The sequence below is a fragment of the Microvirga sp. ACRRW genome (assembly GCF_022346925.1).
Classification (GTDB): Bacteria; Pseudomonadota; Alphaproteobacteria; order Rhizobiales; family Beijerinckiaceae; genus Microvirga.
This window is the reverse complement of record NZ_JAKRNJ010000002.1, coordinates 474,527-496,395: the sequence shown is the minus strand read 5'-3', so window position 1 is coordinate 496,395 and position 21,869 is coordinate 474,527. Positions and strand designations below refer to the sequence as shown.

Here is a 21,869-nt window from a genome sequence, read left to right as displayed (position 1 = left end):
ACATAAGGCAGGCGGAAGCATGCGCGAGCGGCGACGCACGAAAAAAATTCTGGGTTAGGATTAGGAACTTCTTTGCCTCTTTCGAGTTATCGCAGCGCACGAGAACATGCAGGGAGAAAGCCCATGCTTGCCTGGGCTACGATCGTCGCGTCCATCATCGGCGCGCTTTTCTATTTTGCGGACCCTGCAACCTTCGCGAGAAGCATCGCGGAACTGGTTGCGGTCATCGCCCTCTTTGCCCTCGTCTGCGCAGCGGAAGTCTTCAGCGAGCCAAAGGGCTGATCGCAGCAGGTGTTACACCCTCCCCGGAACAGCTTTCGGAAGAGCGTGGACGCCTATTAAACTTTTATCCTGGCACAGATTTTTAACCGCACTCCAAGCATGGCCGAGGATTGCCCTTTTGATGCAACATCATTATATTTCATCAAATGACTATGCCGCGCTCCGCTTTATCCAGCTCTCCTGACCAGGACAGGCTCTCGAGCGATCTCGTCATCCCGAACTCGTACAAGGGTTCTCAGGGAATGAGGGGCGACGTCATTCAGCATGCCATCGCCCAATCCGTGGAAGCGAAGGTCGAGGCCCGTCTCTCCGTCATCCTGGAGGGCATTGGGGACGCCTTCTACTCACTCGATGGCGATTGGCGCTTCACCTATATCAACCGCGCGGCACAGGAATATTTCGGCGCCCCCGCTCAGGATATGCTCGGGCGCGTCATCTGGGACATCTTCTCCCATTCGGAGGGCACCGAGCTCAGGCGCCGCTATGAGGAAGTCGCCGCCACCGGGATTGCGGCGATGTTCGAGGCGGAGGCCGTGGGGGTGCAGGGACGCTTCCTAGAACTCCGCGTGTTTCCCTATAATGGCGGCCTGGGCGTGAGCTTCCGCGACTGGACGGAGCGCCGCCGCACCGAGGAGGAACTCCGCGAGAGCCAGGCCCGCCTCAGCGCCCTTGCCGACAACCTGCCCTCCTGCATGGTTTTCCAGTTCCTGGATTCGGCGGAGTACAAGGACCGGCGCCCGGTTTACATTTCCAAGGCGTGCGAACAGCTGACCGGCATCCGCGCAGAGGATGCGTTGGCCAATATGGGCCTGATCGCTCAACTCATCCTGCCCGAGTATCTCGAGCAGATGCACGTGCGGGGGATGAAGGCTCATGACGAGCGCAAGACCTTCGACACGGAACTGAAGCTTCGGCATGCCAAGACCGGGGAGATCCGCTGGCACCGCATGATCACCATGCCGCGTCAGTTGAGCAACGGAACCTATATCTGGGACGGCGTTCAATACGACATCACGGACCACAAGCGCGCGGAAGAGCATCTGCGCCTCATGGTCAACGAGCTGAACCACCGGGTGAAGAACACGCTTGCCACCGTCCAGTCCCTGGCCGTCCAGAGCTTTCATAAATTCGGCATCACGGCCTCCGACGATATCGGCGCGGCGCGCACGGCTTTCGAAGCCCGTCTTTTCGCCCTCTCCCGCGCCCACGATGTTCTCACGCGGGAGAACTGGGAAGGAGCCTATCTTTCGGATGTCGCCCTCGAGGCCTGCGCACCCTTCCGGACCCATATGGAAGACGAAAGCAGGATCGAGGTGCGGGGCGAGGATCTGCGCCTCCCGCCAGCCATGTCGCTGAGCCTGTCCATGGCCATCCATGAGCTCTGCACGAACGCGCTGAAATACGGCGCGCTCAAAACGTCCGCAGGCGGCGTGCGGATCTCCTGGGCTACCGTCCCGAACGAGACCGGCACGCGCCTCGTGTTCCGCTGGGAGGAGCATGGCGGGCCTGTCGTCATCCCTCCCCGCCGGACGGGCTTCGGCTCCCGTCTGATTCAGAAGGGCCTGGCGCGGGAGCTAAACGGCTCCGCGGAAATCGCTTACGAGCCCACAGGTGTGGTCTGCATCATCGACGTGCCCCTGGATGTGCCGTTTTCTTGAGCACCCGAAGGCTGTTTTCAAAGAGCGTCTAAGTCATTGGTCGATAATGCGCGAAACCTTCTTGCGAGGTGGCCCGGATTCAGTGTCAATTGGGCGCAAGTGACGAAGTCACGATCCAGGGAGGAGTTTAAGACTATGAAGCGTCGTCAGTTTCTTCAGGCCGCTACGGTCGGTGCCGCCACGACGGCGGTAGCCGCCCCCGCCATTGCCCAGTCGATGCCGGAGATCAAGTGGCGCCTGCAATCCGGTTTCCCGAAGTCCCTCGACACGATCTACGGCGGCGCCGAAGTGATCGCGAAGTACGTTTCGGAAGCAACGGACGGCAAGTTCCAGATCCAGCCTTTCGCCGCCGGTGAAATCGTCGGCCAGCCCCAGATCGCCGATGCCGTGGGCAACGGCACCGTCGAACTCGGCCATACCTGCTCCTATTATTATTTCGGCAAGGACCCGACCTTCTCTCTCGGCACGGCAGCCCCCTTCGGCCTCAATGCCCGCCAGATGAATGCCTGGCTCTATCACGGCGGCGGCAACGACCTGCTGAATGAATTCTATGCCAAGCATAACCTGTACGGCATGCCCGCCGGCAATACCGGCGTGCAGATGGGCGGTTGGTTCCGCAAGGAGATCAAGTCCGTTGATGACCTGAAGGGCCTGAAGATCCGTATCGCCGGCATCGCTGGCATGGTTCTCGCCAAGCTCGGCGCCGTTCCGCAGCAGATCCCCGGCGGCGATATCTACCCGTCGCTCGAGCGCGGCACCATCGATGCCGCCGAGTGGGTCGGCCCCTATGACGACGAGAAGCTCGGCTTCTCGAAAGTCGCGCCGTACTACTACTATCCGGGCTTCTGGGAAGGCGGTCCCGCCATCCACCTTTTCGTCAATCAGACGAAATGGAAGGAGCTCCCGAAGGCTTATCAGGCCGTCCTGACGACCGCTGCCGGCTACGCCAACACCGACATGCTGGCCAAGTACGACGCCCGCAACCCGGCCGCTCTGCGCCGCCTGCTCGGCGCCGGTACGCAGCTGCGTCCGTTCTCGCCGGAGATCCTCGAAGCCGCCTATAAGGCGACGAACGAAGTCTATGACGAGGTTTCGGCCAAGAATCCCGACTTCAAGAAGGTCATCGACTCGATCCGCGCCTTCCGCAACGAGGAATATCTCTGGTTCCAAGTGGCCGAATACGCCTACGACACCTTCATGATCCGCGCCCGCGCTCGCGGCTGATCGGACCAGAATCGATCCTGAAAAGGGCGGCCAATCGGTCGCCCTTTTTTATGCCCTGGCGATTCCTACATAGGAAACCTCCCCCCTGCTGCCCGGCCTGCTACGCGCGGGACAGTCGCTGCATAACGAAGGGATGGTTTTTGGCTTATGCGCTGGACATTTCGGATCAGTTTTTTCCTCTTCCTGGCCTGGGCGATCTTCATGGTTTCGCCCTTCGTGGCGCTCTACGACCTCAGCAAGGCGGTTGAGGCGAAGGATGTCGGGAGGATCACGGAGCGTGTGAACTTCAACGCCTTGAGATCATCCCTCTCCCGCCAAATCCTCGGCGAGTATTTGAAAGATCAGGATCTTCAGGGCGCTGAGCTGGACATCGCGACCGAGGCTGGAACCGCCGTCCTCAATCCCGTCGTCGAGGAGCTCGTCTCTCCTCAGGCCCTGATCGATCTGTTCGAGAAGGGCTGGCCCGAGAAGGCTACGGGCGGACGCTCAAGCAGCGGCGTTTCCCCGTTAAGCTTCGATTTCGGCTCGCTCCGGCAAGCCTGGCGCACCTTCCTGTTTTCGGAATCGCAAGGCTTTCGAAGCGTGACGATTCCCATCCCGATCGAGAGTCCGAAAGACCAGCAGTTCAGGATCACCATGCGCCTGCGCAACACGACTTGGCGGCTGAGCGGCCTCGAACTGCCCGTTGCCCTGAGAGAGGAACTCATCAAGCGTGCGGCCGTAGCTTCACGGTACGCGCAGCCCTCTTCCGGACATCAAAAAACCCGCCTCTGACATGGCGGGCTTTTTTATATTTGCATCGCAGACAACTTCCGCATTCACTGCCATCATCTTACGGACAGCCCATCTATACACTACTGATGAACAATCATCCAGCCGACTGCGGCGAGCGGGAACACAGTACCAAGCAAAAAGCAGATTACCTGAGAGGTCATTACATGAATCCTCCTTCTGCTTTATCAACTTCCTCCACCGTTTTACGTTCCTAATCCGCGACGAAATCCCTTAGATCAAAATAATAATAGCCAAGCATGAACTAAATCGGCCCTTGGGATATATGCGGGATCTTTCGAGGGAACTCGGCTTTGCCGTTTCGATTGTCCTCCGGAGCGAGGCAGGGGATGGGCTGATGGACGAGGACAGATACTCTTTTCGCAGGATCATGGGCGATGCCGAGTTCGTGCGAAAAACGCTCATCGTCCTGGGTTTGATTCTGCTGGCTCTTCTGCTCTGGAAACTCGCGGATGTTCTCCTGCTGGCTTTCGGCGCCATCCTTGTCGCGTTGATCCTGCATTCCTCCGCGGATGTGCTGGTGCGTTATGCCCGTGTGCCGGAACGCTGGAGCCTCTGGATCGCGACCCTCATCATCTTCCTCATCTTCGTGGGATTGATTGCCCTCTTCGGCACACAGATCCGCGCCCAGTTCACCAACGTGATGGAACGCCTTCCCTCCGTCATCGACGACTTCAGCAAGAATCTCGGCTTCGGCGCGGTGTCGGACGATCTTTCCGAGATGGTCAACAACATGCCGAGCGGGGGCCTGGCGACGCGCATCGCAGGCATCGGCGGCGCGGTTCTCAGCGGGCTGGCCGATTTCCTGCTGGTGGTGATCGCCGGCATCTACATCGCGGCCTCGCCGCGCCTTTACAAGCAAGGCCTCATCAAGCTCTTCCCGAAACGCCATCATGAACGCGTCGAGAGTTCGCTCGATGCCTCGGGCCAGGCCCTTCGGCTCTGGCTCATGTCCCAGATGATCGCCATGGCCTGCGTCGCCGTGCTCGCCAGCCTCGCCTTCTGGCTCATCGGGCTGCCTTCGCCCTATGCGCTGGGCATCATCGCGGGCCTTGCGGATTTCATCCCGTTCCTCGGGCCCATTCTCGGCGCGCTTCCGGCCGTCCTGTTCGCCTTCAGCATCAGCAGCGAGACGGCTCTGTGGACGGTGCTTGCGATCCTTGCGATCCAGCAGATCGAAGGCAACGTGATCTTCCCTCTCGTGGCCCGAAGCATGGTCAGCATCCCCCCGGCCCTCGCGCTCTTCGCGATCCTTGTCGCTAGTATCCTGTTCGGCTCCACGGGCCTCGTCTTTGGCTTCCCGCTTGCCGTCGTCACCTATGTGCTGGTGAAGAAGCTCTACGTGCGCGAGGCCCTGGGCGAGGAAACGAGCGTTCCCGGAGAAGCCGAGGCCAAGGAGAAGGGAAGCGTTTAAGCAGGCTCCTCGGACGACACGTCCTCCATGGGCCAGTCGGTGAGGCGTTCGAGAAGCTCGGCTAGCGAAAAGTCTTCCTCCGGCCCCGCGACCCGATCCCGCACGGAAACCCCTGCGGCGTGCACCGTCTCGGGATCGCCGGAGACCAGCGGGTGCCACCAGGGCAGATCCCGTCCCTCGGACACGAGGCGATAGGCGCAAGTGTGCGGCAGCCAGGACAGGCCGCGCACGGTCTCAGGCGTAAGCCGCACGCAATCGGACACCTTGGCCTGCCGGTTGGGATAATCGCGGCAGCGGCAGCTTCCTTCGTCGAGAAGCGTGCAGGCCACATCCGTATAGAGAACCTCGGCCGTATCCTCGTCCTCTAGCTTGACCAGGCAGCAGCGTCCGCAGCCGTCGCACAGGCTCTCCCATTCGTCGGAGCTCAGGGCCTCAAGCGTCTTCACGCGCCAGAAGGGTTGCTCCTCCGGCTTGGAGCGGGGTCGGGATGCGGTTTTGGACATGCGGGCTCTGTGGTCTCTCTTTACGGCGGTTTGAAGGAATGTGCGGCCTCGCACAAGCCCAAGCCTTTTTTCCGGACGAGGTAGATCTATTTGAACCGCAGAACCTGTTTGTGAGTTGTTGATAATGCATCACGTTACGTGCAAACGTTGCCGTAAGGGAAATCAACGATCATAAGACGGCATCTCAGGCCTCCTGACCTGCCCCGAAGGACCAAAGTGTCACAGCAGCCCCCCACCCCTCTCTCGACACGGATGAAGCGTGCCGCGCTCTGGCTGGACGCGTGGTTGAACTCGTTCCTGTTTCAGAGCGGGCGAGGACTGGCTTCGGCTTACGATTCCTATTCCGAGAAGATGAAGGCCCTGCGCTTTCGCGGGCCCCTGCGCATTGTCCTGGACCTGACGAGCGAGGCGACGACTCTTGGCGCCGTCGGCGCCGTCGTGATGCTGGCTCTCGCGCTGCCCGCCTTCCGCGAGACTGAGGACGACTGGCTCAAGACCCAGGACCTCGCCGTCACCTTCCTCGACCGCTACGGGCAGGAAGTCGGCCGCCGCGGCCTGCACCTGGACGATTCCTACAAGCTCGAGGATTTCCCGGATTACATGATCAAGGCTGCGCTCGCGACGGAAGACCGGCGCTTCTACGATCATTGGGGCATCGACCCCATTGGCACCTTCCGCGCCGTCGTGGTCAACGCCAAGGGCGGCGGGGTCGTGCAGGGCGGCTCCTCCATCACCCAGCAATTGGCGAAGAACCTGTTCCTCACCAACGAGCGCTCGCTCGAACGCAAGATCAAGGAAGCCTTCCTGGCGGTCTGGCTCGAGTTTCATCTGACCAAAGACGAGATTCTCAAGCTTTATCTCGACCGCGCCTATATGGGCGGCGGCGCGCACGGCGTCGTGGCGGCGGCGGATTACTATTTCGGCAAGCCGGCGAAAGACCTGACGCTCGCCGAATCCGCCATGTTGGCGGGCCTGTTCAAGGCCCCGACGAAATATGCCCCGCACGTGAACCTGCCGGCAGCCCGCTCCCGCGCGAACGAGGTTCTGCGCAACATGGTCGAGGCGGGTTTCCTCACCGATGGCCAGATCCAGACAGCCCGCCGCAATCCGGCCACTCCTGTAAACCGCGAGCGCGAGACGACCCCCGATTTCTATCTCGACTGGGCCTATGAGCAGGTTCAGGCGCTGGCGGCCCAGAAGAAGTTCGGCAGCGAGCGTGTTCTCATCGTCAAGACGCCCCTCGACACCACCCTTCAGCGGCATACGGAAGAAGTTCTGGAAAACCAGCTGCGCCAGAGCGGGCGCCAGTATCACGCCGGACAAGGCGCCATCGTCGTGATGGACGTGGACGGGGCCGTGCGCACCATCGTCGGCGGCCGCGATTACGGCCTGAGCCAGTTCAACCGCGCCACCAATGGCCTGCGGCAGCCGGGCTCGTCCTTCAAACCCTTCGTCTATGCCGCCGCGCTCACCACCAACCCGAAGCTCAATCCCAACTCGAAGGTGGTGGACGCCCCCATCTGCCTCGGCAATTGGTGCCCACAGAATTATGGCCGTTCCTTCTCGGGCGCGATGCCCATGGTTTCCGCCCTGGCGCGCTCGATCAACTCCATCCCGGTCCGCATGTCGCTTGAGATCGGCAAGGGTAACGCCAAGGCCGGCCGCGCCATCATCATCGATACCGCCAAGCGCATGGGCCTGACCCATCCGCTCGCGAACGAAGCCCCTCTCCCCATCGGTGCCGCCGAGGTGACGCCCATCGACATGGCCTCCGGCTATGCGGTCTTTGCCAATGGCGGCAAGCAGGCAACGCCCTATGCGGCCTGGGAGGTGCGCAACTCGTCCGGTGAGGTGATCTACAGCCACGACCGCGACACGCCGCCCAAGCAGGTGCTCGAGCCCCGCGTCGTCACCGACATGAACTTCATGCTGAACAAGGTGGTGACCGAAGGCACCGGCAAGCGCGCCGCCGTCGAAGGCGTTCCGGTCGCGGGAAAGACCGGCACGACCAACGGTTACAAGGACGCATGGTTCGTAGGCTATACCGGCAACCTCGTCGCCTCCGTCTGGTACGGCAACGACGATTCCAAGCCCATGAACAACATGACTGGCGGCACGCTTCCGGCCCTGACCTGGCACGAGGTGATGAACTTCGCGCACCAGAACCTGGAAATCCGCCCGATCCCAGGCGTCGATTCCGGAGCCTTCGCCCGTGTGGCGACGTCGAACCGTCCAGCCGCCGATCAGGCTCAGGGCGCATCGCAGGCCTTCCTCGCCGGCACGCTCTCCCGGAAGTCCTATGAGGCTCTGGGGAATATCGGCAACCTGTTCGAGACCGCCGAGCGCTCTATCTCCACCGCGAAGGAGAACTCCGTCCCCAGCGCGACGGGTTCCGTGGAAGTTCCCCGCCAAGTGGCCATGCCATAACAATGAATACAGAGGCGATATTGACGAACGCCCCCGGGGCCGCTTCGATGCGCGCCCCTGTGACAGCGTTGAGATCCGTGACCAATCGAATTGTCCCTACTGCTTTTCTGGTCGTCTATGCGCTCCTGCTCGCCCTCGGGCTGGGACTGGGCTCGACCTATTGGGTCCTGAAAGGTGAGCCGCCCCTGGGGAGCCTGCGCATCGGCCCTTGGAAAGCCTGGCCCGATCTCGGATCGGCCGATGCCGACCCTTACATGCGCGCTATTCTCGCACAGCGCGGCGAGGTGCCCTTGGCCACCGGCGAGGGGCTCGGCTTTACCGCCGTGACGGACAGCGAAGGCAGGCCGCTCGATTCCACTTGCACCTATCGCATCGGCTCCGTCATACCGACGGCACGCCTTTGGACCCTCACGGTCTACGATCAGAACGGCGGGCTGGTCCGCAGCGAACTGGGACGGGCGAGTTTCACATCCGCCGAGATTTTGCGCGATGCGCAGGACCAGTTCACGATCGCTCTCTCGCGCAGCCTCCAGGACGGAAACTGGCTCCAGCTTCCGGTCTCGGGCAAGATCAGCATCATGCTGAGGCTCTACGACACGCCGGGTGCCGCAGGCACGGGGCTCGACGAGAGCGTCTTCCCCACGATCCAGCGCGGGGAGTGCGGAGCATGAGAGGGTTCAGCCGCTTCCTGATCGCCACCCTCAGCGGCCTCGTCCTGGCTGTGGGTGTTCACATCGTCTCTATTCTTGCCACACCGCATCTCGCCGAGCAGGACGCGTTCGCGAAAGTGCAGTCGACCCTCACCGCCGAAACGGCGCAGATCATCAGTGCTCCCGGCGGCGAGAACACGTGGATGCCCCTGCCCGATCCGGCGATCGCAGTGGCCGCCTGCGCCTTCGATCTGCGCGATGGGCCCATGCGCGTTTCCGCCAAGACCGGGCAGAACCTCTTGACCTTCTCCTTTCACAAGGAATCGGGCGGCGTGTTCTTCGCCGTGACTGATCGCGCGGCCGTGCGCGGAGAGCTCGAGATCGTCGCCATGACGGCACGCCAGCTCGATGAGGCCCGCGCAGCCGAGGACGAGAACGATCCGTCCCGGGACGTGCGCATCGTCGCCCCCGAGCAGCAGGGCTTCGTGATCGTGCGCGTGGCCGCTCCCACCGCAAGCCAACGCCCCCAGGCGGAGGATGCAGCGAAAGCTGTCTCGTGCGTCACCGAACAGGCAGAGGGCTGAAAACGAAATGCCCTGGCGTCCCATGACTGCGCAGGACCTCGCGCAGGTTCAGATCCTGGCTGACACGATCCATCTCGATCACCCGGAAGATGCGCGGGTCTTCGAGGAGCGTCAGCGACTTTATCCGCAAGGGTGCCTCGTGCTCGAAGAGGGCGGACGCATCGTCGGATACGCGCTCACCCATCCCTGGCATTTCGGCTCGCCGCCTGCGCTGAATTCCCTGCTCGGAGAGATCCCGAGCAAAGCCACGACCTATTACGTGCACGACGTGGCCCTGCTGCCGGAGACGCGCGGCAAGGGTTATGCTGTGCAGGCAGGCGAGCGGCTGGCACGTCACGCACACGATGCCGGCTTCGGTAATATGTCGCTGGTCGCTGTAAACAACTCTCAGGCATTCTGGGAGCGGCTGGATTTTCGCGCAGCTGATGTTCCCGGCCTGGAGGCAAAACTCCTCACATATGGACCGGATGCGGTGCTGATGATGCGCAACCTGGCGCAGGCATACAGCTGACGCGAAAAGCGTCTCGTCTTTGCAAAAAACTCAAATGGAAATTACGAGCGACGGCGACCGGGACGGCTGCTGGCGTAAGGACGGGAAGGACCTGGACTGGGCTCGGGCCGTTCGTAACGCACACCCGTGAAGAGAAGGATCTCGCCTCGCGGTTCGCCGGCATTCAGGAGCGGACGTTGCGGTCGATCCGCAGCATCCGGGAAAGTGACCACCACGCCGGGCGATCTTGCCCATGCATCCTGCATTGTGTCCTCCTCTATGGTCTCACGATTGGCCTCTGTAACTGACTCACACAAAAAGCCTTATGGTTAACAGACCGTTTCCAGCAGGCATGCCCTGCCCGAAAATTCGCTCACCCTGGCACAAAAACAACATTGGCCGCCGCGCTTCAGTTCCGAGAAAGGCACGAACATGTGTGCCATCTCGCACACTCGTAAGGTGTAGTCGCGGCCCGGATTTAAAGATGCGCTAACAGACCGCCTCTACGGTGTGAGCGGGCTCAAGCTGGTGAGAGAGTTGAGTATGGCGTCCTCTGCGAACCCTGGTCTCTGGTCCGACCTGTCCGATCTGAGCGGCGCGGATGCCTGCGCCGCTCTTCTGAAAGTAAATGCGGAAATGTTCGTCGCCGCGCCTGCGCGCGACCGTGAAAGCATCGAAACCTTCGAGGCATTGGCGCTGGGTTTCTTACCCAAGGCGGATGATGCCACTCTCAGCGACATCGCGCGCATTCTCGCGCCTTGTCCTGATACGCCAACTTCGGTTCGCGACTACCTCCACCGGCATACATCGGAATTGCACAGCCCCGCACGGCAAAACCGGATGTATTCTGCTCCCACATCCGACAAGCAGCATCTCGCAACACCTGCGGGACGATTGAATCTTGCCTCGCGCGCCCGGCTCGATGCTGAAATCATCGAGCGGATTCTCGTGTTGCGGGAAGACGCGAGTGAGAATGCTCTTGCGTCCAATCTAGCCTTCCCGTCCTCAATACCGGCGTTCCACCAGTTGGTCAGGCGTGCCATCGAACGACCTGACCTTGCACGTATCCTGCTTCAGCGCAGCGACCTCACGGCGGCGCATGAAGCCTGCCTTTATCTTGCGGCCAACGCTGAGCAACGCGCCCTCATTCGCGAGCGCATCACACGGGGTGAAAGTTCTTCGCCCTTTCGCGTATCGTCACAGGACATGGACGCCATCTCGGCTGCCGCCGCCGATGGCGACATCGCATGCTTCGAGCGGCTGCTGACGGAAGCCTTCGGTTTTCCCGAATCAAAGGAATGGCGCATTCTGCAGATCGGCCGCCATGTGCTTCTCGCACTCGCTCTGAAAGCCCTCGGCGTGGAGACCAAGGAAGCGGCCCGCATCTTCCTGAACCTGCATCCCGCCCTCTCATACCCGCTCTCCGCCATCCGCGAATTGATGCATGAGATGCGGGACGTTCCGCAGGCAGTCGCTCTTGTTCTTATCGAGTCGATTTTAAGTGCGAAGGCGCTCTGCGGGCAGAGCGGAGAAGTCTAGGCGTCGGACGCGAGATCGAGGAAGTGACGGCCGTCGCGGTCGTCCACTTCCACCAACCAGAGATCGGAATCGAAGCGCAGCTCCTTCGTCATCCTCTCCTCCACATCGAGTGGCGTTACGCCTTGCAGGATCGGCGTGAAGAGGCGCTCGCTCGAATCTTCGACAAACGATTGCGGCGCGGGTCCGTAGAGACTTGCCGTTCCGTCGAGATGATCGACCTTTACGAAGATCGCACCTGCTTCCGCTGAGCCACGCTTGCGCAAGGCGGCATCCAGGCCTTCGACGCCGCAGCGGCGCAGGTATGCGGACACCCAGAAATCGGAGCGCAGACGTGCCATTACTGCACGGCAATGCCCGACAGCGCGGAGAGTTCGCGCGCCGTGCGGGCATTGAGCGAGCCGGTGACGGGCAAGCGCCTGTCCTGCTCGAAACGCTCGATGGCCTGGCGGGTGCCCGGCCCCATCGCACCGTCGACCTTCACTCCGTAGCCGAGCCGCGCGAGGGCGCGCTGACCTGCGAGCACAATGTCCCCGCCATCGGGCCGTCCCACATTGGCAGGCGGCGTCGGCACCGGGCCGCCGAGGCGGATCATTTCGGCGATGGGATCGCGCACCGTCGGCGCGCGCGACGGCGCGGGTGCCGGAGCCGGGCTTTGGACGGCGGCCTGCTGCGCGCGCTGTGGAGCAGCGCTCGGTGTCCCGTTGTTGCGGATCATGTCGGTGATGGCGCCGCGCGGTGCGGGACGTGGCGCGGAAGTGGCCGAGGATGGAGCAGCCTCGACCGATGCGACCGGAGCATATGGCTCCTGCGCCACCATGGCCTGCGCTTCGGGCACTTCGCTTCCGGGGCGGGCCGGCGGCAGGGGCTGCTCCGAAGTCGAGAGCTGTATCGGCGCGGGAGCCACGGGACCCGCCGGATCGTGATGGGTGAACAGCGGTGCGGGATGGCGCACATTCTGCAGGACCAGCGCATTCCATGCGATCACGCCGGCGCAGCCGGTCAAGAGCACGGAGGCGGCCATCCGGCCCGGATGCTTCAGCGCCTGCGCAGCGAGACGCTCGCCCATACCCGCCTTGCGCGGCGCCTGCTTGGCCGAGCGCTTCTGCTGCGGACGCGGCGAAGCCTTCCGCCGGACCACGGCGGGCAGTTCCATATCGTCATCCATGTCGGCAGCGAAAGCGTCACGCACAATCATCGTCCTGTCTTTGGAAGAGCGCCGCCTCTCCATGATCCCCTCCATGACATGCCCGGCCGCGCCGGAAGTCACGGGCGAGAGCATTGAAGCCGCTCCTCCCTCTTCTTGGCGAAAGCGTGGCAGAGCCCCTTTAACGAACGCTAAAACCCGCGCCCTCTTCTTATCCTGCTCATAGCCCCCTGACGGGAGAATGAACGCCCGCGAATTCGCACGCGGAATGAAGCCCGTCTCATTTTCCTTGAATTTCAAAGGTCTTAACAGCCATGCCAAAACACGAAGGGCGTTTAACCTTTCATTCATCCTGTTCGCATGTTCCCGTTCCAGCGCCTACGCGGGACCGGGGCGGCACGTTATGATGCATCACCTTTCATTCGTTTCAGGCAACGGCAGCCGCCATATGTTTTCGATCCTGCGTTTCATCGTCATCGTCGGCGTGATCTTCTACTACTCGCCCGTCCGTCAGCGCGGCGAAGGACCGGACCCGCTCCAGGCCTTCTTCGCTCCGAAGACGACGGAGCAGGCAGCCCCTGCCGCAACCTCTCCCTCCGCCGACGCATCGTCCGGGCATCTCGAGACGGTATGGCAGGCTCTGCCCGACACCGCCAAGCAGGCGGTGGTGGAGAAAATCCTGACCACCTCCGGCCTCGCGCCTGCCTCCACGAAATCCACCGACACCCTGACCTCGGACGACCGCGCCCCTGCGCCGCATAAGCCTCGCGGCTGATATGCGGCCTCCCCGGTCGCCAAATGCCCGCGTCGTGATTATATGACCGGCAGACAAAGCAGGGATGCCATGCTGCCGAACATTGACGAGATCGTCTCCAATTTCGAGCTGCTCGACGACTGGGAAGAGCGCTATCGCTATGTGATCGAGCTGGGGCGGATGATGGAGCCGCTGCCGGAGGAGGCGCATACCGACGCCAACAAGGTGCGCGGCTGCGCCAGCCAGGTCTGGTTGGAGACACGCCTCGACCGCTCCAACGACAAGCCGGCGCTGCACCTCCTCGGAGACAGCGACGCCCATATCGTGCGCGGCCTCGTGGCGCTGATGATCGCCCTCTACAACGGCAAGACCCCTGAGGAGGCTCTCGCTACCGATGCGCTGGGCCTGTTCAAGGAACTCGGCCTCGCGGAGCATCTGACGCCGCAACGGTCGAACGGCGTCAGATCCATGGTCGAGCGCATCCGCCACGATGCGCAGGCGGCTCAGATAAGCAATTAAGATCGAATTTCACTAAGCCTCTCACAGTCGAAAGCCACTGTTGCAACAGGAAGCAAATCAACCCTAGAGTTGCAGCAGAGAAGCAGAAAACTTTGGGGCATAGTTCGTGTTAGGACTAGAGATATCTGATGGGCACATTCTGGAAGTGCTCCCTATCCACTTTAATGTCCCAGGTCATCACCTTCCCCTCAGAACCTTCATTGAAACCGCATATGAGGCAGAATCCATAATTGGAGCCTTCAATGAGAAAATTTTCTTAGGGAGGCTGCAGTATGAGCTTTTAGTTTTGCCACCTGAGCCTGGGTCATTCATGACCAAGCTGGCCCTCATCGTAAGTGGTTCGGCAGCTGCGCTTTGGGGTGGTCTTGAGAGTGATATTGGCAAAGGATTTGTGAAAGGCTTAACAGGTTATGAGCCCGCTCATTGGGCAGAGCTTGCGGGGGAACGGCTGTCGCAAAGCATAAAATCAGCGAGCGCCCCTGAACTTCCAGGCCCTCAAAAGATATCATACGATCAGCTACAGGCGATTATACTACTCGAATCGACTAAGTCTTTTCTTCAGAAAGATGAAAGTGAATTAAGAAGAATAGGAGTAAGCAAATCTGAATTCAGAGGCGCTTATGAAGCAAGGAATAATTTTTATTATTCCTGCTATAATTATTCTGAGATAAAAAGTATTGGCTTTGAAGAAGAGCCAATATTTCCAATCACTCGCAGTGACTTCTCTCGATTACAAGTCGCTCTTCCACCTAAGGAGGAGGAAGCTCCTGCCTATCCGTGGCAGGTGGAAATTGTAACTCTAAAAGTGACTTCTCCGAACTGGGATCGCTCCGATCAACAACGCCTTTGGAAAGCCAAGGATCAATTCGGGAAAGAGAAGCTCTTTAAAATTGAAGACGAGCATTTTTGGGCTTTAGCTAGGCGTGAGCAGCTGGATTTACATGTCATAGATACCATAAAAGTACAAATGGCCTTCCAAATACATAATGGACGGCAGAAAAATATAAGAGCCTTGGTAGTAATTGAATACAATGACAAATATCTAGCTGAACCTTTAGACGAGAACGCCCTTAATGCAATTCTAGGAGACCTAGAAATAAGCGCACTCTCAGCCGAACCATCTGACGACCTTTTTAGTAGCTATTCTAAAGGCTTCTAACACTATTATAAACTACCTCGAGGATTGAAATGTTGCTCAATCGTCGAGGCAGTTTCCCTTAAGCTGCTCGGCTTTAGGCACGCCCTCCTTCGATCACCACTGCCCGCCACGTTTTGATGCCGCGCGAGGCCGCAGGTCCCCGTGCCACGGCTTCGATGCCGTAATGCTCGGCGAGCCGCGCCAGGGCAAGGCGCACCACGATCTTGGCGGAACGCTGCGGCCATCCCCTCTCCCGCTCGATCAGCTCCAGGCCTTTGAGGAAGCCGCACAGATCCATGAGCAGGTCGCTGAAATCGGAGCCCACCGCATCGAAGGCGTGGCGGATGCGCTGGCGGGCGGCGATCATGCGATCCGTCGCCTCCGACGGAGACGCAGAGCCGCCTCCGGACGGCATGGCGTCCCAGCGGGCCGTGACGCCCGGCAGAAGGCCCGCCAGCATGATATCCGTGCGCAGCCTTTCGCCGGCTTGATAGGCGGCTTCGTCGATCATAGGCGTTCCGTTACGGTCCTTGCGGCGGCGCAGCCAATCGAGCGGGCTTTCCTCCGCATCCACGCGCACCCGGCTTGGGCCGGTCTCGGTCCGGACCGTCTCGACCACGATCTCCCGGTGCTGCTGTAGGAAGGCCGTTTCCGGCTCATCCGCGCAGGCACGCCGGAGGTAGGAGCGTCCCGCCTCGCTCAATGCGAGCCTCGCCTGCCCCGTCTCGCCCTTCTCCCAACAGGCGAGATCCTGCCGGACGAGCGTCTCGGCGGCGGCCATTCCGAACCGTCCTGCACCGACCGAAATGCCTGCGCGCTTCCTGTGGACGATGACGCTCCCCTCATCCGTCGGGTCGACCATTACGCGAGCTTCCGCATCGTTCAGCACAACCATAAGGCGAGCGACTTCTCCTGAGAGAGAGGTGCCCTTCAAGACGAGCCGGGGCGACTCGTTCAGGCCTCTGGTTTGCTTGGTACGCCTTGATTTTCCGGTCCTCCGAGACACTCCAAAACCTATCGGGGCAATTGCTCGATGAACGTTTTCGTTCTCATTTTTGTTCATGTTTTGTTCCTATAAATAAAGAAAGAAAGGACACGCCCCTCCACCTCCGATAGTGGGCGCATATTCCTAGTTGTCAATGAAATTCAAAACTGTTGATAAGAATGAGGATAAGTCGGACAGGGCTGCTCACAGGCCAAGAAACGCCACGATGGAAGCGTCCAAAAATCGAGTCTAGGCAACGAGAAAGCCGCCCCGAAGGGCGGCTTGGAACAATCAGTTCGCAGTGCCTTTAGCCGCGCGACGAACGGCGCTTGCGGCGCTGCTGGCCGAGGCCCATTTCCTTCGCCAGCTCGGAGCGGGCCTTGGCGTAGTTCGGGGCGACCATCGGATAATCGACCGGCAGAGCCCACTTCTCGCGGTACTGCTCGGGGGTCATATTGTACTGCGTGCGCAGGTGGCGCTTCAGCGACTTGAACTTCTTGCCGTCCTCCAGGCAGACGATGTAGTCGGGAGTGACGGACTTCTTCACGGGAACCGCAGGCTTCGGAGCCTCGGTCGGGGCCTCGACGGTGCCGCCGCCGACGCGCATGAGCGCGGAATGGACATCGTTGATCAGCATCGGCAGATCGGACGAAGGGACGGAATTGTTGCTCACATAGGCCGAGACGATATCCGCAGCCAGCTCAATGTAGTTCGATGAAGCGATATTGTCGCTCATTTTGATTTTCTTCCTTTCCGGCCCACAAGAACAGCTCAAATGCCTTTCGGCCCATTTTCTGAGCAGTCATCGCGCAAGCAATGCTTGCCGCATTCTTGAACCGCACTTTACGCGCACCGAGATCGTGCCTGCCCGTTGAGGTATGTCAAATCCGCCACAAACACAAGATCAATAAAAGGAAAACTTTGGAAAACTTGGGGTCAACTTTAAGTGTGTAATAAACTCAGGTTTAACGAAGGCGAAACCCGGAATCGGATTGAAGCAGCACAATACTGAATTCGCGTTCCTTCCAACCAGAAGAAGTAGCTAAAAAGGCACCGTCGCGAGGGCGAAGGGGACGATGCACGGAGCCAAAGCCACGGACCTCGCATGGGAAATCCGGGTTATGTATGCATAATCACCCCTGTCTTAGCCCCTGATCCGGATCGTTTCATGAGAATCGAGCGCCTTCCCTCCCGTCCCCTGCCTCCTGCGCCGGTCACGCCGGCAAAGCCACATAGCTTCGAGATGCATGGGACGAGAATCCAGGACGACTATGCCTGGTTGAAGGCCAAGAACTGGAAGGAAGTGCTCAAAGACCCCGCAGCACTCGATTCGTCCATCCGCGCCTGCCTGGAGCAGGAGAACGCCTATGCCTCCGCCGCTTTTGCCGGCACCGAGGATTTCCAGGCGAAACTCGTGGCCGAGATGCGCGGGCGTATCAAGGAGGACGATTCCTCCGTTCCTCAAGCAGACGGCCCCTTCGCCTATTTCACCCGTTACCGCGAAGGCGGACAGCATCCCCTCGTCGCCCGCCAGCCACGGGACGGCGGCGCCGAGAGCATCATGCTCGACGGCGACAAGGAGGCCGATGGCCACGCCTTCTTCCAGCTCGGCGGGGCGGACCACTCCCCGGATCACCGGCTTCTCGCCTGGGGTTCGGATGTAAAGGGCTCCGAATACTTCACGATCCGCATCCGCGATCTCGAAACCGGCGCGGACCTCGCCGATGCAGTACCCCAGACATCGGGCGGGGTTGCGTGGCTCAACGACAGCTCTGGCTTCTATTACGTGGAGCTCGATGAGAACCACCGGCCCGTCAGGGTCCGGCGCCATCTGATCGGCACCGACCCGGCTCAGGATCAGGCGATCTATGAGGAGAAGGATCCCGGTTTCTTCGTGAAGCTTGGGGTGACACAATCGAATGCCTTCGTTTTGATCGAGGCGAGTGATCACGAGACTTCGGAGGTCTGGCTGCTTGACCGGTATGATGATTCCGCCACGCCCCGCCTCATCGAGCCCCGCACCCTCCAACTGCAATATGACGTGGAACATCACGGGGACAGCCTAATCATCCTCACCAATGCAGACGGAGCCGAGGACTTCAAGATCATGACCGCGCCGGTCGCGACGCCCGGCCGGACGCATTGGAAGGATCTCGTTCCCTATCGTCCCGGCACGATGATCCTTTCCGTCGTGGCCCTCGCCCGCTACCTCGTGCGCCTGGAACGCGAGAACGCGAATCCGCGGATCGTTCTGCGCGAGATCGCGAGCGGCCGGGAAGAGAGCATCGCCTTCCCGGAGGAAGCCTATTCGCTGGCCTTCAGTCCCGGCTACGAGTTCGACACGGATGTGATCCGCTACCATTACTCGTCCATGACCACGCCGACCGAGGTCACGGATTACAACCTGAGCACCGGCGAGCGGACCTTGCGCAAGCGGCAGGAGGTTCCGAGCGGGCATAACCCCGCCGATTACGTGACCCGCCGCCTCTTCGCCACTGCGCCGGACGGGGAGCAGGTGCCGATCTCGATCCTGTATCGGCGCGAGACCGCGCTCGACGGCTCGGCACCATGCCTTCTCTACGGATACGGCTCCTACGGCATGTCCATGCCCGCAAGCTTCCGCACGAGCATCCTGTCGCTCGTGGATCGAGGCTTCGTCTATGCCATCGCCCATATCCGGGGCGGCACGGAGAAGGGCTGGCGCTGGTATCTCGACGGCAAACGCGAGAAGAAGACGAACACGTTCAAGGATTTCATTGCCTGCGGCGAGGCGCTGGCGAAGGCGGGCTATACCTCTCGCGGCCGGATCGTCGCCCATGGCGGCAGCGCGGGCGGCATGCTGATGGGGGCGGTTGCAAACATGGCTCCGGACCTCTTTGCCGGCATCGTCGCGGAGGTGCCTTTCGTCGACGTTCTCAACACCATGCTGGATGCGGAACTACCCCTCACACCGCCGGAATGGCCCGAATGGGGGAATCCTGCAGCTGACCAGGCTGCCTTCCATACCATTCTCTCCTATTCGCCCTATGATAACGTAATGCCCCAGGTTTACCCTGCCATCCTGGCGCTCGCCGGTCTTACGGACCCGCGAGTGACTTATTGGGAGCCCGCCAAATGGGTGGCGCGGCTCAGGGCTACGATGACTGGAGGCGGACCTGTCCTTCTCAAGCTCAACATGGATGCAGGCCATGGAGGAGCGGCGGGGCGCTTCGACCGATTGGAGGAGGTTGCCCTCGCCTATGCTTTCGCCATCAAGTGCATTGAAGGGTTTCAGGGTTGAGGCAGCCTGTCATCACGATGACAAGCAGCCCTGACGAGAGTGAACGTGCATGAGTAAGCGCGGGACGCTATCAGTATCCGGCGAGGTGTCCTCCCTCAAGGAAGGCACCCGGTCACGCAATGGCCACCGGGAAAGGATCGCAGAACTCGAGAACCAGCTGAACGAGGCGAACCAGGCCCTGCGCCTGAGCAGCAGCAAGCTGCGCATGGCGCTGGATGTCGGCAAGCTCGGAGCTTGGGAACGCGACCTCGAAACCGGCATCGTGACGGGCTCTCCCGCCTTCAAGGCGGCCCTTGGCCTGTCGGCCGATGCCTCCCTCACCTATGAAGAACTGGCGAGGATCTTCCACCCTGGAGATTCGGAGCGCATCGAACAGGCCATCGCTTATTCGCTTCGGACCAGAACCGACTTCAATATCGAGCATCGCATCATCCGTGCGGACGGGCGCATCGGACGCGTGCTTGCCCGAGGTGGCGCAGTCTATGAGGGTGACAAGCCCGTTCGCATCGCAGGCGTTCTCCAGGACATGACGGAGCGGGAAAAGGCTAAGGAGGAAGCGACCCTTGCCCAACGGCGCCAAGAGTTTCTCTTGGACCTGAACGATCAGATCGGCGATTTGGGCGATCCCCTGACCATCATGGAAACGGCGGCGCGCAGCCTGGCGAAGTTCCTGCATGTGGACACGTCCGGCTATGGCGAAGTCTTCGAGGATCGCGGCATCATCATTGTCGAAAGAGAATGGTCGCGCGGCCTTCTCACCAACGAAGGCAAGGTCGAGGTCATCGCTCAGACTCCCGCCCCCCTCATAGATACGCTCCAGCACGGTCAGCCCGTTACCGCAACGGACGTCAAAATCGATCCCCGCTTCGATCATCCCGCCATTCAAAGCTATTACAGCAACTCCAATATCCGTGCGGGCCTGACCGTACCGCTGCTCAAGAACGGGCGCTGGGTTGCGGTGTTCTATGTGTTTTCGTCCGTGGTTCGGGAATGGACGAGCGATGACATTGCCCTTGTCGAGGATGTCGCCAACCGTACTTGGATTGCGGCTGAAAAGGCCCGCGCCGAGGAAAAACTGCTGGAGACGCAAACCCGCTTCCAGATGATCGCGGAATCGCTGCCTGCCATCGTGTGGATTCTGAATCCGAATGTCGAACTCGTTTACACCAACGAGTGGTGGGTGAAGTATTCCGGCATTCCTCCCGAAGACGCTCTTGGCCATAGCTGGATGAGCGCGATCCATCCCGACGACATGGCGCGCATGAGAATTGAGCTAGAAAGCGTCGTCAGCAACCACACCGATTACGAAACTGAGGCGCGCTACAGGTCGGCGGAAGGCTTGTACCGGTGGCACTTGATTCACGGGGCTCCGTTTCACGGCCCTGCCGGTGAGTTCAAGGGCTGGGTCGGCACCAGCGTCGACATTCATGATCTCAAGATGACGGAAGAAGCGCTCAGGCGAAGCGAAGAGCAGTTGCGCCTCGCCTTCGAAGCGGCCCAAATGGGCGATTGGCGGCTCGATGGAGAGACCGACGTCATCCATCTCTCCGAAAGGGGGGCCGAGATCTTCGCACTTCCACCCGGCTCGAAATTCACGCGCTCTCAGCTGAGGGAGCGCATCGTTCCCGCCGACTTGCAACGGATGCTGGAGGCCATGCAGCATGCCGTGCAGCATAAAACGCAGTTCAGCGTCGAGTACCGCGTCCGGCGTTTCGGCGACGACGCGCAGATCTGGGTCGCGTCGCAGGGACAAGGGACCTATCATCCCGATGGCACGGCCAGCGGCATGACCGGCGTCATTCAGGACATTACGGAGCGCAAGCACGCAGAAGAGCGTCAGCAGCTGCTCATCCGCGAGCTGCATCACCGCGTCAAGAACACGCTCGCCACCGTCCAGGCCATCGTCGGATCCACCGCACGAACCGCCACCAGCATCGACGACTTCTACCAGGGCTTCGTCGGCCGCATCGTCTCGCTCGCCCGCACCCACAACCTGCTCACCGAGGACCTCTGGCAAAAAGCCGACCTGCGCGAGCTCGTGGAAACCGAACTCGGGCCCTACGAGGACGAGGCCCGCAACCGCGTGCTCATCGACGGCCCGCCTGTGGAGCTGCCCTCCGAGGCCGCGGTGCCCATCGGCATGGCCATGCACGAGCTGACCACCAACGCCGCCAAGCACGGCGCCCTGTCCACCTTCGGCGGCCAGGTGGAGGTGCGCTGGCGCATCGAGCCGGGGCCGGAGCGTCCGGGGCTGCACTTCACCTGGATCGAGCACGGCGGGCCGCGGGTGACGGCACCGGCGCGCCAGGGCTTTGGCTCGCGGCTGCTGCAGCGGGTGCTGACGACGCAGCTGCAGGCCCAGGTGAAGATGGAGTTTCAGGAGCATGGGCTGGAGTTCACCATGACCATGCCCATCCCCGGCGAACCGCCCCTCTTCAATCCAGACAAGTAGGCTTCAGCGGCCGTTAAAAGCTGATAGTGTGAGC

General features: G+C 60.9%; 21 protein-coding genes. 15 read left to right on the top strand and 6 right to left on the bottom strand.

Translation table 11 applies throughout. The features are described 5' to 3' along the window. Positions 1–123: 123 nt before the first annotated feature. From MHY87_RS06465 to MHY87_RS06445, 5 genes are all read left to right on the top strand, one after another. The gene (locus tag MHY87_RS06465; RefSeq protein ID WP_239350494.1) at positions 124–282 is read left to right on the top strand and encodes a hypothetical protein; all 159 of its coding nucleotides are present in this window, start codon (positions 124–126) and stop codon (positions 280–282) included. Positions 283–524: 242 nt separating this feature from the next. Next, entirely contained in the window at positions 525–1,940 is a 1,416-nt protein-coding gene (locus MHY87_RS06460; protein ID WP_239350493.1) for a sensor histidine kinase, read from the top strand. 135 nt (positions 1,941–2,075) lie between these two features. Further along, positions 2,076–3,164, top strand: a complete 1,089-nt coding sequence (locus tag MHY87_RS06455) for a TRAP transporter substrate-binding protein (protein WP_239350492.1) — start codon at positions 2,076–2,078, stop codon at positions 3,162–3,164. A 147-nt stretch (positions 3,165–3,311) separates the two neighbouring features. Next, complete coding sequence (locus tag MHY87_RS06450; RefSeq protein ID WP_239350490.1) at positions 3,312–3,938, top strand: DUF2939 domain-containing protein; 627 nt, start codon at positions 3,312–3,314, stop codon at positions 3,936–3,938. Positions 3,939–4,293: 355 nt separating this feature from the next. Further along, complete coding sequence (locus MHY87_RS06445; protein ID WP_239350488.1) at positions 4,294–5,370, top strand: AI-2E family transporter; 1,077 nt, start codon at positions 4,294–4,296, stop codon at positions 5,368–5,370. Here the strand turns inward: MHY87_RS06445 and MHY87_RS06440 are convergent. Then, positions 5,367–5,873, bottom strand: a complete 507-nt coding sequence (locus tag MHY87_RS06440; RefSeq protein WP_239350486.1) for a YcgN family cysteine cluster protein — start codon at positions 5,871–5,873, stop codon at positions 5,367–5,369. The genes MHY87_RS06445 and MHY87_RS06440 overlap by 4 nt on opposite strands. 252 nt (positions 5,874–6,125) lie before the next feature. Between MHY87_RS06440 and MHY87_RS06435 the strand changes: the two genes are divergently transcribed. The 4 genes from MHY87_RS06435 to MHY87_RS06420 all read left to right on the top strand — a co-directional run bounded on the left by MHY87_RS06435 (position 6,126) and on the right by MHY87_RS06420 (position 10,045). Continuing rightward, positions 6,126–8,300: a transglycosylase domain-containing protein gene (locus MHY87_RS06435; RefSeq protein WP_239350714.1), complete on the top strand. Its 2,175-nt coding sequence runs from the start codon at positions 6,126–6,128 to the stop codon at positions 8,298–8,300. A 77-nt stretch (positions 8,301–8,377) separates the two neighbouring features. Further along, the gene (locus tag MHY87_RS06430) at positions 8,378–8,971 is read left to right on the top strand and encodes a DUF1214 domain-containing protein (RefSeq protein ID WP_239350484.1); all 594 of its coding nucleotides are present in this window, start codon (positions 8,378–8,380) and stop codon (positions 8,969–8,971) included. Next, positions 8,968–9,534 carry a hypothetical protein gene (locus MHY87_RS06425; protein ID WP_239350482.1) on the top strand — a complete coding sequence of 189 codons (567 nt, stop codon included), beginning with the start codon at positions 8,968–8,970 and terminating at the stop codon, positions 9,532–9,534. The genes MHY87_RS06430 and MHY87_RS06425 overlap by 4 nt, the downstream gene beginning before the upstream one ends. Before the next feature lie 22 nt (positions 9,535–9,556). Then, positions 9,557–10,045, top strand: coding sequence for a GNAT family N-acetyltransferase (locus MHY87_RS06420; protein ID WP_239350480.1), 489 nt, complete (start codon positions 9,557–9,559; stop codon positions 10,043–10,045). Positions 10,046–10,086: 41 nt separating this feature from the next. On the opposite strand, the gene MHY87_RS06415 is transcribed toward MHY87_RS06420, so the two are convergent. Then, positions 10,087–10,290, bottom strand: coding sequence for a hypothetical protein (locus tag MHY87_RS06415; RefSeq protein WP_239350478.1), 204 nt, complete (start codon positions 10,288–10,290; stop codon positions 10,087–10,089). Between the two features lie 277 nt (positions 10,291–10,567). Between MHY87_RS06415 and MHY87_RS06410 the strand changes: the two genes are divergently transcribed. Next, positions 10,568–11,563, top strand: coding sequence for a hypothetical protein (locus MHY87_RS06410; protein WP_239350476.1), 996 nt, complete (start codon positions 10,568–10,570; stop codon positions 11,561–11,563). Here MHY87_RS06410 and MHY87_RS06405 read toward each other — a convergent pair. Next, on the bottom strand, positions 11,560–11,901 hold the full coding sequence (locus MHY87_RS06405; RefSeq protein WP_239350474.1) for a DUF1491 family protein: 342 nt from the start codon (positions 11,899–11,901) through the stop codon (positions 11,560–11,562). The genes MHY87_RS06410 and MHY87_RS06405 overlap by 4 nt on opposite strands. Then, positions 11,901–12,758, bottom strand: coding sequence for a peptidoglycan-binding protein (locus tag MHY87_RS06400; RefSeq protein WP_239350472.1), 858 nt, complete (start codon positions 12,756–12,758; stop codon positions 11,901–11,903). Before MHY87_RS06400 ends, MHY87_RS06405 begins: the two co-directional genes overlap by 1 nt. Positions 12,759–13,155: 397 nt before the next feature. Between MHY87_RS06400 and MHY87_RS06395 the strand changes: the two genes are divergently transcribed. The 3 genes from MHY87_RS06395 to MHY87_RS06385 all read left to right on the top strand — a co-directional run bounded on the left by MHY87_RS06395 (position 13,156) and on the right by MHY87_RS06385 (position 15,139). Beyond that, on the top strand, positions 13,156–13,482 hold the full coding sequence (locus tag MHY87_RS06395; RefSeq protein WP_239350470.1) for a hypothetical protein: 327 nt from the start codon (positions 13,156–13,158) through the stop codon (positions 13,480–13,482). A gap of 69 nt (positions 13,483–13,551) precedes the next feature. Then, positions 13,552–13,980, top strand: a complete 429-nt coding sequence (locus MHY87_RS06390) for a SufE family protein (RefSeq protein WP_239350468.1) — start codon at positions 13,552–13,554, stop codon at positions 13,978–13,980. 310 nt (positions 13,981–14,290) lie between these two features. Further along, a complete protein-coding gene (locus MHY87_RS06385) occupies positions 14,291–15,139 on the top strand; it encodes a hypothetical protein (RefSeq protein ID WP_239350466.1) in 849 nt (282 codons plus the stop codon). 73 nt (positions 15,140–15,212) lie between these two features. Here MHY87_RS06385 and MHY87_RS06380 read toward each other — a convergent pair whose 3' ends face one another. Together MHY87_RS06380 and MHY87_RS06375 are read right to left on the bottom strand one after the other, a co-directional pair. Further along, positions 15,213–16,013 (bottom strand): DUF6456 domain-containing protein, encoded by an 801-nt coding sequence (locus MHY87_RS06380; RefSeq protein WP_239350464.1) that lies wholly within the window; start codon positions 16,011–16,013, stop codon positions 15,213–15,215. Between the two features lie 397 nt (positions 16,014–16,410). Then, on the bottom strand, positions 16,411–16,839 hold the full coding sequence (locus tag MHY87_RS06375; protein WP_239350463.1) for a MucR family transcriptional regulator: 429 nt from the start codon (positions 16,837–16,839) through the stop codon (positions 16,411–16,413). A gap of 432 nt (positions 16,840–17,271) precedes the next feature. Here MHY87_RS06375 and MHY87_RS06370 point away from each other — a divergent pair, with 432 nt between their 5' ends. Both MHY87_RS06370 and MHY87_RS06365 read left to right on the top strand, forming a co-directional pair. Further along, positions 17,272–19,383, top strand: a complete 2,112-nt coding sequence (locus MHY87_RS06370; RefSeq protein WP_239350462.1) for a S9 family peptidase — start codon at positions 17,272–17,274, stop codon at positions 19,381–19,383. Between the two features lie 49 nt (positions 19,384–19,432). Next, positions 19,433–21,835, top strand: a complete 2,403-nt coding sequence (locus MHY87_RS06365) for a PAS domain-containing protein (protein ID WP_239350461.1) — start codon at positions 19,433–19,435, stop codon at positions 21,833–21,835. Positions 21,836–21,869: the final 34 nt, after the last annotated feature.

Excerpts from the sequence above, each read along its gene's own strand:
- MHY87_RS06465 (WP_239350494.1), top strand. The coding sequence starts at position 124 with ATGCTTGCCTGGGCTACGATCGTCGCGTCCATCATCGGCGCGCTTTTC.
- MHY87_RS06460 (WP_239350493.1), top strand. The coding sequence starts at position 525 with ATGAGGGGCGACGTCATTCAGCATGCCATCGCCCAATCCGTGGAAGCG.
- MHY87_RS06455 (WP_239350492.1), top strand. The coding sequence starts at position 2,076 with ATGAAGCGTCGTCAGTTTCTTCAGGCCGCTACGGTCGGTGCCGCCACG.
- MHY87_RS06450 (WP_239350490.1), top strand. The coding sequence starts at position 3,312 with ATGCGCTGGACATTTCGGATCAGTTTTTTCCTCTTCCTGGCCTGGGCG.
- MHY87_RS06445 (WP_239350488.1), top strand. The coding sequence starts at position 4,294 with ATGGACGAGGACAGATACTCTTTTCGCAGGATCATGGGCGATGCCGAG.
- MHY87_RS06440 (WP_239350486.1), bottom strand. The coding sequence starts at position 5,873 with ATGTCCAAAACCGCATCCCGACCCCGCTCCAAGCCGGAGGAGCAACCC.
- MHY87_RS06435 (WP_239350714.1), top strand. The coding sequence starts at position 6,126 with ATGAAGCGTGCCGCGCTCTGGCTGGACGCGTGGTTGAACTCGTTCCTG.
- MHY87_RS06425 (WP_239350482.1), top strand. The coding sequence starts at position 8,968 with ATGAGAGGGTTCAGCCGCTTCCTGATCGCCACCCTCAGCGGCCTCGTC.
- MHY87_RS06420 (WP_239350480.1), top strand. The coding sequence starts at position 9,557 with ATGACTGCGCAGGACCTCGCGCAGGTTCAGATCCTGGCTGACACGATC.
- MHY87_RS06415 (WP_239350478.1), bottom strand. The coding sequence starts at position 10,290 with ATGCAGGATGCATGGGCAAGATCGCCCGGCGTGGTGGTCACTTTCCCG.
- MHY87_RS06410 (WP_239350476.1), top strand. The coding sequence starts at position 10,568 with ATGGCGTCCTCTGCGAACCCTGGTCTCTGGTCCGACCTGTCCGATCTG.
- MHY87_RS06405 (WP_239350474.1), bottom strand. The coding sequence starts at position 11,901 with ATGGCACGTCTGCGCTCCGATTTCTGGGTGTCCGCATACCTGCGCCGC.
- MHY87_RS06400 (WP_239350472.1), bottom strand. The coding sequence starts at position 12,758 with ATGATTGTGCGTGACGCTTTCGCTGCCGACATGGATGACGATATGGAA.
- MHY87_RS06395 (WP_239350470.1), top strand. The coding sequence starts at position 13,156 with ATGTTTTCGATCCTGCGTTTCATCGTCATCGTCGGCGTGATCTTCTAC.
- MHY87_RS06390 (WP_239350468.1), top strand. The coding sequence starts at position 13,552 with ATGCTGCCGAACATTGACGAGATCGTCTCCAATTTCGAGCTGCTCGAC.
- MHY87_RS06385 (WP_239350466.1), top strand. The coding sequence starts at position 14,291 with ATGACCAAGCTGGCCCTCATCGTAAGTGGTTCGGCAGCTGCGCTTTGG.
- MHY87_RS06380 (WP_239350464.1), bottom strand. The coding sequence starts at position 16,013 with ATGGTTGTGCTGAACGATGCGGAAGCTCGCGTAATGGTCGACCCGACG.
- MHY87_RS06375 (WP_239350463.1), bottom strand. The coding sequence starts at position 16,839 with ATGAGCGACAATATCGCTTCATCGAACTACATTGAGCTGGCTGCGGAT.
- MHY87_RS06370 (WP_239350462.1), top strand. The coding sequence starts at position 17,272 with ATGAGAATCGAGCGCCTTCCCTCCCGTCCCCTGCCTCCTGCGCCGGTC.
- MHY87_RS06365 (WP_239350461.1), top strand. The coding sequence starts at position 19,433 with ATGAGTAAGCGCGGGACGCTATCAGTATCCGGCGAGGTGTCCTCCCTC.